This is a genomic window from Novosphingobium sp. EMRT-2, assembly GCF_005145025.1.
In the GTDB taxonomy this organism is placed as follows: Bacteria; Pseudomonadota; Alphaproteobacteria; order Sphingomonadales; family Sphingomonadaceae; genus Novosphingobium.
On record NZ_CP039695.1, the window covers coordinates 141,478 to 154,484 of the forward strand.

Sequence of the window (13,007 nt, forward strand, 5' to 3'; positions counted from 1 at the left end):
TTAACTGACCGCTGCCCCCATGAAGCAAAGAAGGGGCGTTCAAGTCAGGAGTTTATTATGCGTATTGTTCTTCTTTCGCTCGCTGCCTCGCTGGTCGCGGCGACCCCGGCCCTTGCCAACGAAGTCCGCGTCGAAACGCGCGCGGGTGTCTATTGGACGGACGGCGCGACGAAGGGCACGGCCGGCGTCGCCGCCGGTTACGATTTCGATCTGGGACCGGCCGCCTTTTCCGGCCTCGAAGTCTCGGGCGACAAGATTCTCACTTCCGGCACCAAGGTGGCCTGGGGCTTCACCGGCCGTCTGGGCGCGAAGCTCGCCGGCTCGAAGCTCTACGGCACCGGCGGCTACACCACCGAACCGTGCAGCCAGTGCGAAGGTTCGTGGCATCTCGGCGCCGGCTACGAGCGCGGCTTCATGGGCAATCTCTATGGCAAGGTGGAGTACCGCCACTACTTCGGCCGCAACGGCTTCAACGATGCCAACGCGGTCGTGGCTGGCGTGGGCGTGAAGTTCTGATCGCCTCAGCTACGCGATCCTGCCACGCGTGAAAGCGTGGTCTCGCTTCGGGGCGGCTTTCTTCGGGAAGCCGCCCTTTTTCTGTTCCGATGGAGCGATCAGCCCGCGCGGGCGGCGTAACAGAACGAGGCGATGCGCTGTTCGTCCTTCACGCCGGGCGCGCTTTCCACGCCGGACGAGACGTCGACCATCGGCGCCCCGGTCATGCGGATCGCCACGGCCACGTTGTCGGGCGAAAGGCCGCCTGCAAGGCCCCACGGCAGCGCGCCGCGATAGCCGGCCAGCAGCGTCCAGTCGAACGCCAGGCCGAGTCCACCGGGCAGGGCGGCGCCCTTGGGCGTCTTGGCATCGAACAGGATGAAATCCGCCGTGCCGGCATAGGCGTTGGCGCGCGCCACATCGTCTGCCGTGGCGACAGACAGCACTTTCCACACCGGCAAGCCGAACCGCGCGCGGACCTGCGCGGCGCGCTCGGGCGCTTCCTTGCCGTGAAGCTGGATGGCATCGAGCCGCGCCGCCGCGACGGCTTCGGCGATGAAGGCATCGTCGGCATCGACGAAGACGCCCACCCGCGTGATCCTGCCCTGCGCTTGTGCCGCAAGCGCGGGGGCTTCGGAAAAGGCCAGGAAGCGCGGGGATGGGGGATAGAAGTTGAAGCCGACGTATTCGGCGCGGGCCTTGATCGTGGCGGACAGCGCCTGCGGTTTCGTGATTCCGCAGATCTTGATGGAAGGGCCGGGCATGGCGCTGCGTTAGGCCATGCCCGGCCGCTTCGTCAAACTGCCGATCAGGGCGCGAGTTCGTAGGTGACGGTCACGCTGGCGCCGACATCCAGTTCACCGGCGGCGACCGGGCTGGGCGCGGCGGCGGCCATCATCTTGTCGGCGCGGGCATAGAGGACCGGCGCGGGCGGCGACCAGCCGCCGCTTTCGCTGATCGTCAGCACGCGCACCACCCGCAAGCCGGCGGCGCGGGCATAGAGTTCGGCGCGGGCGCGGGCCTTCTTCATGGCATCGACGCGGGCTTCGTCGGTCGCGGCGTCGGCGTTGTCGAGCTGGAACGAGGGGCCGTTGACCTGGTTGGCGCCGGCCGCCACCAGCGTGTCGATCACCTTGCCGTACTGGTCGATCTTGCGCTGGCGCACGGAGACCTGGTTGGTCGCCTGATAGCCGATGATCACCGGTTCCTGCTGCTCGATCGAACCGTCGGGCAGGCGCTTGGGCTGGCCATAGACCGGGTTTACCGAAAGATTGCTGGTCTGGATGTCGCGGTCGGCAATGCCGGTGCGCTTCAGTGCGGCGATCACCGCGTTCATCTTGGCGGCGTTTTCGCTCAGCGCTTCGCCGGCGGTCTTGCCCTGCGTGGTCACGCCGGCGTTGAACACCGCGAGATCGGGCGTGCGCGTGGTCTTCCCTTCGGCGGATATGGTCAGCACGCTGTTGCCCGCCGCCACGACCGGCGCGGCGGAAAGCGCGGCCTGCGCCGCCGCCGGGGTGGCCATCATCGCCAGCGGCGCGAAAGCGGCCGCGGCAGCGACGGAAAGAAGGGCACGTTTCATGGGGGCGGTCTCCTGTTGCACTCTGTTGCGCGATCTGGACGAAGCGACGTTACGGCGTGATGAACCGTTGCAACGGAAACCGTTCAGGAACGGAAATCGTTCCGCGACTACAGCGTCGCCTCGATCGCGCGCGCGGCCATGACCGGGTCTTCGGCGCGGCTGATCGGGCGTCCGATCACCAGCACGCTGGCGCCCGCATCGCGCGCCTGGCGCGGGGTGACGGCGCGCTTCTGGTCGCCCAGGTGGCCATCGGCGGGGCGCAGACCAGGCACGACGAAGAAGCCGTTCTTCCAGCGCTTGTGCACGGCGGCGACCTCGTGCCCGGAACAGACGATGCCGTCGATGCCCGCTTCCTGCGCCAGATCGGCCAGGCGCAGCACCTGATCGTGCGCCGATCCGCCCACGCCCACGCGGGCAAGATCGCTGTCGTCAAGGCTGGTGAGCACGGTGACGGCCACGACCTTGCAGTTTTCGCCGGCGGCGGCCTTGGCGTCTTCCATCATCGCCCGCCCGCCCGAGGCATGGACCGTGACGATCGCGGGTTCGAGAACGTGGATGGACTGCATCGCGCCGGCCACGGTGTTGGGAATATCGTGCAGCTTGAGGTCGAGGAAGATCGGCAGGCCGATCCGGGCGACTTCATGCACCCCGTGATGCCCGTGCGCGCAGAAGAATTCGAGGCCCAGCTTCAGCCCGCCGACATGGCCGCGCACCTTTTGCGCAAGCGCGATCGCGGCATCGAGACGGGGCAGGTCGAGGGCGAGGTAGATCGGGTTGCTCACAGGGTCACGCTCTTGGAATATCGGAGATGGACGCGGCTTCAAGCTGCGTGGAGGTCGCCAGCGGTGGCGTGGGATTGGAGGTGGCGTTCTGCGTCGCCAGCAGGGATTCAAGGTTGGTGATGCGTCGCCCCAGCCGCCAGCGCGTGGCGCGGTACAAGGCCCACATCGGCAGCAGGCCCAGCAGGAAGGCGGAAATCACCAGAGCGGGCAGACGCGTTTCCAGCACCAGCCCTTCCCAGATGCGCACTTCCACCGGTTGCCAGTTGGCGACGGAAAAGAGACCGAGCACCACGACGACCGCCGTCCAGAAGATCGTGCGAACAATCCGCATTGCCTTTGTCCCCCGGATATCTGGCCTTTCGGCCGGTTTGCTCAACAGGCCGTAACCCGCTTTTCCCTTCCGCGCGAGTCTCCGCTTATTCGCCGAACACCCGTGCGAAGATCGTGTCGATCGCCTTGAAGTGGTAATCGAGGTTGAACTTCTCTTCCAGTTCCCGCGCCGGGAGGGCGGCGGTCACTTCGGGATCGGCCTTGAGCAGTTCCAGCAGCGAAAGCTGTCCGTCCGATTCCCACACCTTCATCGCGTTGCGCTGGACCAGGCGATAGGCGTTGTCGCGGGTGACACCCGCCTGCGTCAGGGCCAGCAGCACCCGCTGCGAATGGACCAGTCCGCCCATCCGGTCGAGGTTCTTCTGCATCCGCTCCGGATAGACCACCAGCTTGTCGACCACGCTGGTCAGCCGCGCCAGCGCGAAATCGAGCGTGATCGTGGCGTCCGGGCCGATGAAGCGTTCGACCGAGGAGTGCGAGATGTCGCGCTCGTGCCACAGCGCCACATTCTCCAGCGCGGGCGTGACGGCCGAACGGACCATGCGGGCAAGGCCGGTCAGGTTTTCGGTCAGCACCGGGTTGCGCTTGTGCGGCATGGCCGAGGAACCCTTCTGGCCCGGCGAGAAGTACTCCTCCGCTTCCAGCACCTCGGTCCGCTGCAGATGGCGGACCTCCACGGCCAGCCGTTCGATCGACGAGGCGATCACGCCCAGCGTGGAGAAGAACATCGCGTGGCGATCGCGCGGGATAACCTGCGTCGACACCGGCTCGACCGCAAGGCCCAGCTTGTCGGCGACGTATTCCTCCACCGAGGGATCGATATTGGCGAACGTGCCGACGGCGCCCGAAATGGCGCAGGTGGCCACTTCGGCGCGCGCGTTGACCAGGCGCGTGCGGCAACGGCTGAATTCGGCGTAGGCTTCGGCCAGCTTCTTGCCGAAGGTGGTCGGTTCGGCGTGGATGCCGTGGCTGCGGCCGATGGTGGGCGTGTACTTGTGCTCATAGGCGCGGCGCTTGATCGCGGCGAGCAGCGCGTCGATGTCTTCCAGCAGGATGTCGGCCGCGCGGGCGAGCTGTACGGCCAGCGTGGTATCAAGCACGTCCGAGCTGGTCATGCCCTGGTGCATGAAACGGGCCTCGGGGCCGACCTGCTGGGCCACCCAGTCGAGGAAGGCGATCACGTCATGCTTGGTCACGGCCTCGATCGCATCGATCGCCGCGACGTCGATGGCGGGGTTGGTCGCCCACCAGTCCCACAGCGCTTTGGCGCCGCTGGCCGGCACTACGCCCAGTTCGCCCAGCTTCTCGGTGGCGTGGGCCTCGATCTCGAACCAGATGCGGTAGCGGGCTTCGGGTTCCCAGATCGCGGTCATCGCGGGGCGGGCGTAGCGGGGGACCATGTTCGACTCCGTCAGATACGTTTGGCCACGCCGCTAGGAGGAGGGGGCGCGGATGGCAAGGGCCGGGCACGATTGTTGGGAGCGGGCGGCATGTTCCCCTGGCATCGCGATAGCCAAGCGTGGTGCGAGAGTGGCGGTGCCGGGAAGCGGGAAAGTGCCCGAAAGCTAACATGCGTGGGCCGATTTTGCGGAAAAAGCGCTCCTTCCATGCAATTCATCGCATAAAACGCCCGGTACATGCCCATGGTAAAGGTTCTGGCCGGAACCTTGCTCGGCAGGAAATGTTCACATCGGCGCTTTAGCAGTTTTCATTTTGGCAGGTTTCAGGTTTGAAGGAGTTGGTTGATGCGTGTTCTTTCCAAGAAGACTGGCGCGTTCGCGCTACTGGCCGTGGCGGCCTTGCCGGTGTCGGGCGTCGTGTCGGCGCAGCCGCAGGAAGCGCCCGATTCCGGGATCACCGGAAGCGTGACCGATACCACGCCAGCCGCGCCGGCGACCAAGGGGCCGGACATCGAAGGCATCATTTCGGCGCGCAAGGGTGACAGGATGCAGGTCACGTCCGCCGATGGCACCAAGTCGGTCGTCGCTATCAACGATGCCACGCGGATTCGCGCCAGCGGCGGTTTCCTTAGCATGAACCGCAGCACTTTGGCGGCGACCTCGCTGCTCAACGGCCTTCCCGTTTCGGTGAAGACGCTGCAATCGGGCGGCGAACTCGTGGCAAGCCAGATCGATCTCAAGAGCAAGGATCTCAAGGTCGCGTCGATGATCCACAACGGCACCGACCAACGCTTTACCGAACAGGCCGCGGCAACCGAAGCGTTGCGCAGCCGCATGGCGGATATCGACAAGTACAACGTGAAGAGCACGACGAACGTGAACTTCGACACCGGCAAGGCGGTCCTGTCGGATCAGGCCAAGGCGGATCTGTGCTCGGCGGCGTCCTCGGCTGAAGGCATGGACAACGCGCTGTTGCTGGTCGTTGGCTACACGGACTCGACCGGCAGCCAGGAACTGAACCAGCGCCTGAGCGAAAAGCGGGCCGGCAACGTGGTGAACTATCTCCAGCAGGTCTGCCACTGGAAGCCCTACCGGATGCTGACCCCCACCGGCATGGCCGAAGCCGATCCCGCCGCCAGCAACGATACGATCGAGGGCAAGGCGCAGAACCGCCGCGTGGCGGTGAACGTTCTGGTCAGCAAGGGCCTCGACGGGATGTAAGCAGGTCTCGGGCCGGAGTGAGCGCGTTATCGTTCATTCCGGCCCTTGCCGCGCTGTCACGGCCGTTGGATTGGAACCGGCAACCTATGCCTGTGACAGGCGCTTGCGGAACAGACGCTTGACCAGCCGGTCTTCCAGGATGCGCCCGCCAACATAGAGCGCGGCGAAAATGCCCGCGAAGACGTAGGCCGGGGTCGGCGTGGGCTTACGGTTGCGCTTGCCGCCGCCTTCCTTGCCATCCTTTCCCGGCTTGTCGGGCGCGGGAGCGCCAAGCGCCTTGTCTATCGGGTTCATCGGCGGAACTTCCGCCTTCTTGGCATCGGGCTTCTTGGCCGCCTCTTCCGCCGCCGGTTTCTGGTTCGCGTTGACGAGGATGGTCAGTTGCGCGAAGCCGAGAAACAGGAGCGGCGCCAGGAAGCAGGCCAGCAAGGCGCGGCCGACCAGATGATAGCGCAGACTCACACCCTGTCCGGTGTCTTCCACGCGCAGAACGCCGCGTTCGAACACGGATAGCGGGTCTTGCGACGCGGGGTTCTTCTTGGTGAAGCTCAGCGCCGCGTCAGAGCGGACGTGCGCCGTGCCCACTTCGTCGAACACGGGTTCGATCCGGTCCAGCGCCTCGCCGGGGGTCTGGCCTTCCGGCACGGGCACGCTGCCGCGCACATGCCAGATCCAGTCGATATAGCGCAGGTTCACGCGAGGGCCTTCGGGAATGACGGTTTCGTGCCAGATCGGCTGTGCGGTCATTCCGGTCATTCGGCCGGCACCGCGCTTTCGGGCGTGTCGAACCGGCCGCGTCCGAGCTTCGCCTTCAGCGTCTTCCAGGCTTCCGTGAACGGATAGTGCATCTGTTCGACGATCGACATCCGGCGGCCGCCTTCCATGCCGAGCAGTTCCGCTTCACCATCGACGCAGGTGCCGAACATGCGGTCGATGAAGATCCAGGTGCCCGAATAGTTGCTGCGGCTCGCTTCGTAGTCGCGCGAATGATGCAGGCTGTGGTGCTCGGTGGTGTTGAAAACGAAGCGCCACCAGGCCGGCGTGTTGAAGCGTACGTTGATGTGTTGGTAGGTGCTGACCGCCATGCCGAACGAGCCGGCGAGAAGGAAGGCGCGCGGCAGGAAATCGAAGAACCCGCCCACGCCCAGGCCGATCAGGAACAGCTCCACCGGGTTGCCGACCGCGCCCTTGTTGATGTTCAGCTGCGTGATGTAGTGATGCGGGGCGTGGGTCAGCCACAGCGGATACCAGTTATGCATCCCGCGATGCATCCAGTATTGCCCGAAATCGAACAGAAACGAGATCAGGAACGCCTGCACCAGCAGGGGCAGCCCGACGAACCACGTGAACTTGTCCCAGTGGAACGCGTGCTGGATGCCCTTGGCCATCACGTCGCTGCCGATGTAGCTGTCGACGATGCGGAGGATGGTGTAGCCCAGCCCGACGTAGAACAAGTCGGTGGTGAGTTCCTTCCAGGTGAGCTGCCAGCTGCGGTAGCGCGGGTTCACCCATTCCAGCCCCAGCAGCAGCACCTTGAAGCCGATTCCGATGCCGATGGCGGTCGATGCCTTGGCGATGGAATTGGGCGCGTAGTACCAGAACGCCAGCAGCGCGAGCAGCATGGCAGGCTGAAACCAGGTGAAGATGAACTGCTTTGCCGGACCTCCCTCCACGCGGGGGATGTTTTCCCAGCCGATGGTTACCGGAGATTCCGCTCCGATGATCCTTTTGCCTACCCGAATTCCGTTCATCTTGTCCCCGCGATACAAAGTATCCGGTTCAAAATGACCGAATTTACTCCGAAGCGTTATACGCCATCAGGCGTACATGGCCGGCGGCAGTCGATGCCGGCGTTCAGATCAACCCTTTTGCCTTCAGCGAAACATGCCCTTCGCGCCCCACGATCACGTGATCGTGGACCACGATGCCCAGCAGCCGCGAAGCCTCGATCACGCGCTGGGTGATCTGGATGTCGGCCCGGCTCGGCTGCGGCGAGCCGGAGGGGTGGTTGTGGACGAGGATCAGCGCGGCCGCGCCGATGTCCAGCGCCTTGTGGATGATCTCGCGCGGATGGATCGCGGCCTCGTCGATGGTGCCTTCGCTCACAAGGTCATCGAGGATCAGGCGGTTGCGCGTATCGAGATAGAGCGCGCGGACCCGTTCGCGGCGCAGATGCGCCATGTCGATGTGCAGATAGTCCAGCAGCGCCTGCCAGCTTCCCAGTACGGGCTGCTCCTGCACCTGCTGACGCGCCATGCGCCGCGCCGCGATGCCGGCGATGCGCAGCGCGGCGGCGGCGGATTCCCCCACGCCGGGCGTGGCCTGCAAGGTGAGCGGGTCGGCATTGAGCACCGCCGCGAGCGAACCGAACCGCTTGAGGAGCATGCGCGCTATTGGCTTCATGTCCTGCCGTCGGATACCCGTCATCAGCAGGTATTCGACCAGTTCGTGATCGGCGAGCGCATCATCGCCACCCTCCAGCATGCGCTTGCGCAGCCGGGCGCGATGGCCGCTGGGATCGTGGGCCGCTTCGCGCACGCGGTCATCGGATGAACGATCATCGCCGTTCCGGACCATCTTTCGGGTCCGTTCCGGCGCCTGTTCACCAAAGAGACCGGGTTCGTCGTCCATGAAGGGTCCGCGCGGGCACCTTTCGCTGTTCGCGGCGTTGTGGCCGGAACAGTGCATTGCCTAAGCCGCGGCAGTGCGCAAGAAGGGGCGGAATGGCGGATAGGACCGATTTGGCGGACGGCGTTGCGGCCGATGGCTCCGGGATGGGGAGCGAGGCCGGGAACGGCGTCGATACCCCGTCGCCGGCGCGCCGTCGCCGCTTGCGCCGCGCGGCGCTGGCGACGCTTGGGGTGATCGGCGTGGCCGGGGGCGGCCTGTGGCTCGCGCGCGAACGCATCGCCGACCGCCTGATCGCCAGCCAGCTGGCCCAGACCGGGCTGCCCGCGACCTACGAGATCGACACCATCGGCGGCCGCACGCAAGTGCTGCGCAACATCGTGATCGGCGATCCGCGCAAGCCGGACCTGACCGTCGAGCGAATGGAAGTGCGCATGGCCTATGGCCTCGGCGGCGCGCGCATCGGCGGGATCACGCTGATCCGCCCCCGGCTCTATGGCCGGCATCATGCCAACAAGCTGAGTTTCGGGGCGCTCGACAAGCTGTTGTTCGGTCCGTCCAGCGGCCAACCGTTTCGCCTGCCCGATTATGATCTGAAAGTGGTGGACGCGCGCGGCCTGATCGACAGCGACTATGGCCGGCTGGCGTTCAAGGCCGATGGCGCGGGTGCGCTGCGCGACGGGTTCGCCGGATCGATCGCGGCGCTTGTGCCCGAAGCGCATGTCGGCGGCTGCGCGCTGGGACGGGCGAGCCTTTACGGGCGCGTGGCGATCGAGGGTGAGCGTCCGCGCTTCTCGGGTCCGTTGCGGTTGGTCAGCGCGCGGTGCGTGGAGCAGGGCATGGCCCTGGGCGCGGCCACGGTGCAGGTCGACGCGCGGGCGGATCGCGATTTCGCGGGGGCGACCGTGCAGGCCAAGCTGCGCAGCGGCGCGCTGGCCCTGCCATCGGCGCGGGCCGATGCACTGACCTTCGATGCGGCGATGGCCTATCGCAACGGAATGCTGTCCGGGCGGCTGGTGGGCAATGCGGGCGGGGTTCACGCTCCGGGCGCGACCGTCGCGCTGCTCGGGCTGGACGGGCTGGTGCGCACGCGCGACGGTTTCCGTACTGTCGAGTTCCGCGGCAATGTGGACGGGCAGGGGTTGCGGCAGGGGCCGGCGCTCGACACCGGTCTTGCTTCGGCCGAGGCAGCGTCCAACGGCACGCTGATCGCACCGATGGTGGCGCAGGTGCGGCAGGCCCTGCGACGCGAGGAGCGCGGCAGCCGCATCGCCGGGCAACTTCACTATCGGCAGGACGGCGACCGCTGGTCGTTCGTGGTGCCCGAAGCGCGGTTGCGCGGGGGCAGTGGCGCTTCGCTGCTGGAACTCTCGCGCTTTCAGGTCACCGGCGAACCGCAAGGGTTGCCGCGCATCGCCGGGAACTTCGTCACCGGTGGCGTGGGATTACCGCGGATCGAGGGCGTGATGGAGCGCGGCGCAGCCGGCGGCGCGCTGTTCCGCCTGACGATGGCCGAATACCACGCGGGCGGCGGCACGCTGGCCATTCCGCAGATGTCACTGGCGCAGGTTTCCGATGGTTCGCTGGGCTTTTCGGGCACGGCCCGGCTTTCCGGCGCGATACCGGGCGGATCGGCCCGCAATCTGGAACTGCCGGTGCAGGGCGCCTTTTCGGCCCGGGGCGAACTGGCACTCTATCGCCATTGCATCACCCCGCGTTTCGACGGGCTGACGCTGGGCGACATGGTGCTGGACGGCCGCGCGATAACCGTCTGCCCGCAGTCCGGCGGCGCAATCGTGCGCAACGGGGCCGGTGGCTTGCGCGTTGCGCTGGGCGTGCCCGCGCTCGCCCTGACCGGCAGGCTGGGCGAAACGCCGCTGCGCATCCAGTCGGGGCCGGTCGGCTTCGCCTGGCCGGGAACGGTGACGGCGCGCGCGTTCGATGTCGCGCTGGGGCCGCCGGAAGAAGCGACGCGCTTCCATCTAGCCGACCTGACGGCCCGGGCGGGCAAGGACTTCGCCGGCACGTTCGGCGGCGTGGACGCGCGGCTGGCGGCGGTGCCGATGGACCTGACCAACGCGGCAGGCGATTGGCGCTATGCCGACGGGACGCTGACGCTCTCGGGCGCGCGCTTCGACCTGACCGATCGCCTGAGGCCGACCCGCTTCGAGCGGATGGTGGCCCGCGACGCGACGATGACGCTGCACGACAACCGGATCGACGCGGACGCGGTGCTGCGCGAGCCCAAGTCAGACCGTACGGTGACGCGCGCGGTGATTCGCCACGATCTGTCCGACGGTTCAGGCCATGCCGACCTGCTGGTCGATGGCCTGCGCTTCGACAAGGCGATGCAGCCCGATGCGCTGACGCGGATGGCGCTGGGCGTGATCGCCAATGTCGAAGGCACGGTCACCGGCAAGGGCCGGATCGACTGGAACGCGCGCGGCGTGACCAGTTCCGGACGGTTCTCTACCACCGGGCTGGATCTGGCCGCCGCCTTCGGACCCGCGCGCGGGCTGGCGGGGACGGTCGAGTTCACCGACCTGCTCAACATGGTCACCGCGCCCAACCAGACCTTGCGGGTGGCCGCGATCAACCCGGGCATCGAGGTGAACGACGGCGTGGTCGTCTTCGCGATGGAGCCGGGGCAGGTGCTGAAGCTTCACAGCGCAACCTGGCCGTTCCTGGGCGGCAAGCTGAGCCTTGAACCCACCGTGATGCGCGTGGGCGTGGCCGAGACGCGGCGCTACACGCTGGTGATCGAAGGGCTGGACGCGGCGAAGTTCCTTGAACGCATGGAACTGGGCAACCTGGCCGCCACCGGAACCTTCGACGGGCGGATGCCGCTGGTGTTCGACGACAACGGCGGGCGCATCGAAGCGGGCAATCTGGTTTCGCGCGCGCCGGGGGGCAATGTTTCCTATGTCGGCGCGCTGACCTACAAGGACTTGTCGGCGATGGGCAACTTCGCGTTCGAGGCGCTGAAGTCCATCGACTACAAGACCATGACGATCGGGATGCGGGGCGATCTCGCGGGCGAAATCGTCACCAACGTGCGCTTCGGCGGCGTCAAGCAGGGCCTCGGCACGCGCCAGAACTTCCTGACGCGACAGGTTGCCGGCCTGCCGATCCAGTTCAACGTCAACATTCGCGCGCCGTTCTATCGGCTCGTCACCTCGGCCAAGTCGCTCTACGATCCCACCTATGTCCAGGACCCGCGCACGCTGGGGCTGGTCGATGCGCAGGGCAGGGCGGTGCGGCGGCTTACCAACAACGCCGGAACCGGCGGCACCGGCTCCGGCACCATCGGGCCGGCCGTATCCGGCACCGGCATTCAGCGTCCAGAAAGCGGGAACCTGCCATGAGAAGCTCCGAATTGACCCTGCCTGCGGGCTCTGCGAAACGTTCGTCCATGGATGAACGGATCAACGGGATCGGGGGCAGGATCGGGCAGCGCCTTCTGCGGGTGCTGCCGCTGGTGGGAGCAACGGTGATGACGGCACTGCTGTCGGGCTGCATTTCGGTGAAGGCGCCGGACAAACCCATCGTCATCGAGCTGAACATCAACATCAAGCAGGAAGTCGTGTACAAGCTTGCGGCCGACGCGGGCAGCACGATCGAGAAGAACCCGGAGATTTTCTGACCATGGCCCGCACAATCGCAACCCGTTTCCGCACGATTTCGCTCGGCGCGGTCCTCGCAGGCGCGGCACTGGCTGCCGCTCTGCCCGGCGCGGCCTTTGCCCAGCGCGATCCCGCCTATGCAGCGGCCCGCGCCGCCGGGCAGGTGGGCGAGAAGGCCGATGGCTATCTCGGCTATGTCACCACGCCCAGCCCGGCGCTGCGGGCGGTGATCGAAGACATCAACATCAAGCGCAAGGCGGTCTATGCCGACAAGGCCAAGGCCAAGGGCGCGACGGTGGAAGAATACGCGCTGACCTCCGGCTGCCTGCTGGTGGCGCAAACCTCGCCTGGCGAAAAGTACCAGGCGCCGGACGGAAGCTGGCAGACGCGCACTGGCGCGCCGCCGATCCGCGATCCCCGCTGTCCCTGATTCCGGCTCGCTGAAAGAGAACGCGGATTTCCGCTCCGTGCGGTGGCCCCGTGCAACCGTATGCATAGACCTTGGTCAGAGCGGTTGCGGGGCGGTTGACTCGCGTATGCCCCCCGCCTAAGGGGACGGCGCCCTCGGCGGGGAGCCGTTGCGCACGTCACGCTTTCGTGCTGGGAATGCCCAGTTGGGAGAATGGCATGAGCGACGAGCAAACCGGGATGGAGCCTGTCGGCGAGGATGCGCGGATCGATACGCTTGAACAGCGGCTGAAAGCTGCTCGCAAGCGGGAGGACGAGCGTATCGCGAAGCCGGCGCCCGAAGAATCCAACGCGAGCTATCGCGAAGGGAACCGGGTGCTGGCGGAACTCATCGGCGGGCTTGCGGGGGGCGCGTTTCTGGGGTGGGTCATCGACCAGTTTGCGGGAACGTCGCCCTGGGGCCTGTTGGTGATGTTGTTCGTGGGCGTGGGTGTCGCCTTCCGCAATATCATCAGGATTTCGAGCCGGCGTCCCTGACAAG

Annotated in this window: 14 protein-coding genes; 6 read left to right on the forward strand and 8 right to left on the reverse strand. The window is 66.5% G+C overall.

The features are described 5' to 3' along the window. Window positions 1-57 precede the first annotated feature (57 nt). Entirely contained in the window at window positions 58-516 is a 459-nt protein-coding gene (locus FA702_RS00755; RefSeq protein ID WP_136954606.1) for an outer membrane protein, read from the forward strand. Window positions 517-614: 98 nt separating this feature from the next. Here the strand turns inward: FA702_RS00755 and FA702_RS00760 are convergent, their stop codons facing one another. The 5 genes from FA702_RS00760 to purB all read right to left on the reverse strand — a co-directional run bounded on the left by FA702_RS00760 (window position 615) and on the right by purB (window position 4,586). Then, entirely contained in the window at window positions 615-1,259 is a 645-nt protein-coding gene (locus FA702_RS00760) for a phosphoribosylanthranilate isomerase (RefSeq protein ID WP_136954607.1), read from the reverse strand. A 44-nt stretch (window positions 1,260-1,303) separates the two neighbouring features. After that, a complete protein-coding gene (locus FA702_RS00765) occupies window positions 1,304-2,074 on the reverse strand; it encodes an SIMPL domain-containing protein (RefSeq protein WP_136954608.1) in 771 nt (256 codons plus the stop codon). Between the two features lie 107 nt (window positions 2,075-2,181). Continuing rightward, window positions 2,182-2,856, reverse strand: coding sequence for an orotidine-5'-phosphate decarboxylase (gene pyrF / locus FA702_RS00770; protein WP_136954609.1), 675 nt, complete (start codon window positions 2,854-2,856; stop codon window positions 2,182-2,184). A gap of 4 nt (window positions 2,857-2,860) precedes the next feature. Next, window positions 2,861-3,187, reverse strand: coding sequence for a DUF1049 domain-containing protein (locus tag FA702_RS00775; protein WP_136954610.1), 327 nt, complete (start codon window positions 3,185-3,187; stop codon window positions 2,861-2,863). Between the two features lie 85 nt (window positions 3,188-3,272). After that, a complete protein-coding gene (gene purB, locus FA702_RS00780) occupies window positions 3,273-4,586 on the reverse strand; it encodes an adenylosuccinate lyase (protein ID WP_136954611.1) in 1,314 nt (437 codons plus the stop codon). A 345-nt stretch (window positions 4,587-4,931) separates the two neighbouring features. Here purB and FA702_RS00785 point away from each other — a divergent pair, with 345 nt between their 5' ends. After that, window positions 4,932-5,807, forward strand: a complete 876-nt coding sequence (locus tag FA702_RS00785) for an OmpA family protein (RefSeq protein WP_136954612.1) — start codon at window positions 4,932-4,934, stop codon at window positions 5,805-5,807. A gap of 84 nt (window positions 5,808-5,891) precedes the next feature. Here FA702_RS00785 and FA702_RS00790 read toward each other — a convergent pair whose 3' ends face one another. The 3 genes from FA702_RS00790 to radC form a co-directional block, all read right to left on the reverse strand. Further along, window positions 5,892-6,563 (reverse strand): hypothetical protein, encoded by a 672-nt coding sequence (locus tag FA702_RS00790; protein WP_255504653.1) that lies wholly within the window; start codon window positions 6,561-6,563, stop codon window positions 5,892-5,894. Further along, a complete protein-coding gene (locus FA702_RS00795; protein WP_136954613.1) occupies window positions 6,560-7,558 on the reverse strand; it encodes a sterol desaturase family protein in 999 nt (332 codons plus the stop codon). The genes FA702_RS00790 and FA702_RS00795 overlap by 4 nt, the downstream gene beginning before the upstream one ends. Before the next feature lie 103 nt (window positions 7,559-7,661). Beyond that, a complete protein-coding gene (radC, locus tag FA702_RS00800) occupies window positions 7,662-8,438 on the reverse strand; it encodes a DNA repair protein RadC (RefSeq protein ID WP_136954614.1) in 777 nt (258 codons plus the stop codon). Between the two features lie 92 nt (window positions 8,439-8,530). Here radC and FA702_RS00805 point away from each other — a divergent pair, with 92 nt between their 5' ends. The 4 genes from FA702_RS00805 (at window position 8,531) to FA702_RS00820 (ending at window position 13,003) form a co-directional block, all read left to right on the forward strand. Then, the gene (locus tag FA702_RS00805) at window positions 8,531-11,800 is read left to right on the forward strand and encodes a YdbH domain-containing protein (RefSeq protein WP_255504654.1); all 3,270 of its coding nucleotides are present in this window, start codon (window positions 8,531-8,533) and stop codon (window positions 11,798-11,800) included. 47 nt (window positions 11,801-11,847) lie between these two features. Next, a complete protein-coding gene (locus FA702_RS00810; RefSeq protein WP_136954615.1) occupies window positions 11,848-12,078 on the forward strand; it encodes a YnbE family lipoprotein in 231 nt (76 codons plus the stop codon). A 2-nt stretch (window positions 12,079-12,080) separates the two neighbouring features. Next, window positions 12,081-12,488 (forward strand): YdbL family protein, encoded by a 408-nt coding sequence (locus FA702_RS00815; protein ID WP_136954616.1) that lies wholly within the window; start codon window positions 12,081-12,083, stop codon window positions 12,486-12,488. Between the two features lie 197 nt (window positions 12,489-12,685). Beyond that, on the forward strand, window positions 12,686-13,003 hold the full coding sequence (locus tag FA702_RS00820; RefSeq protein WP_124807291.1) for an AtpZ/AtpI family protein: 318 nt from the start codon (window positions 12,686-12,688) through the stop codon (window positions 13,001-13,003). Window positions 13,004-13,007: the final 4 nt, after the last annotated feature.

Excerpts from the sequence above, each read along its gene's own strand:
- FA702_RS00755 (WP_136954606.1), top strand. The coding sequence starts at position 58 with ATGCGTATTGTTCTTCTTTCGCTCGCTGCCTCGCTGGTCGCGGCGACC.
- FA702_RS00760 (WP_136954607.1), bottom strand. The coding sequence starts at position 1,259 with ATGCCCGGCCCTTCCATCAAGATCTGCGGAATCACGAAACCGCAGGCG.
- FA702_RS00765 (WP_136954608.1), bottom strand. The coding sequence starts at position 2,074 with ATGAAACGTGCCCTTCTTTCCGTCGCTGCCGCGGCCGCTTTCGCGCCG.
- FA702_RS00775 (WP_136954610.1), bottom strand. The coding sequence starts at position 3,187 with ATGCGGATTGTTCGCACGATCTTCTGGACGGCGGTCGTCGTGGTGCTC.
- purB (WP_136954611.1), bottom strand. The coding sequence starts at position 4,586 with ATGGTCCCCCGCTACGCCCGCCCCGCGATGACCGCGATCTGGGAACCC.
- FA702_RS00785 (WP_136954612.1), top strand. The coding sequence starts at position 4,932 with ATGCGTGTTCTTTCCAAGAAGACTGGCGCGTTCGCGCTACTGGCCGTG.
- FA702_RS00790 (WP_255504653.1), bottom strand. The coding sequence starts at position 6,563 with ATGACCGGAATGACCGCACAGCCGATCTGGCACGAAACCGTCATTCCC.
- FA702_RS00795 (WP_136954613.1), bottom strand. The coding sequence starts at position 7,558 with ATGAACGGAATTCGGGTAGGCAAAAGGATCATCGGAGCGGAATCTCCG.
- radC (WP_136954614.1), bottom strand. The coding sequence starts at position 8,438 with ATGGACGACGAACCCGGTCTCTTTGGTGAACAGGCGCCGGAACGGACC.
- FA702_RS00805 (WP_255504654.1), top strand. The coding sequence starts at position 8,531 with ATGGCGGATAGGACCGATTTGGCGGACGGCGTTGCGGCCGATGGCTCC.
- FA702_RS00810 (WP_136954615.1), top strand. The coding sequence starts at position 11,848 with ATGGATGAACGGATCAACGGGATCGGGGGCAGGATCGGGCAGCGCCTT.
- FA702_RS00815 (WP_136954616.1), top strand. The coding sequence starts at position 12,081 with ATGGCCCGCACAATCGCAACCCGTTTCCGCACGATTTCGCTCGGCGCG.
- FA702_RS00820 (WP_124807291.1), top strand. The coding sequence starts at position 12,686 with ATGAGCGACGAGCAAACCGGGATGGAGCCTGTCGGCGAGGATGCGCGG.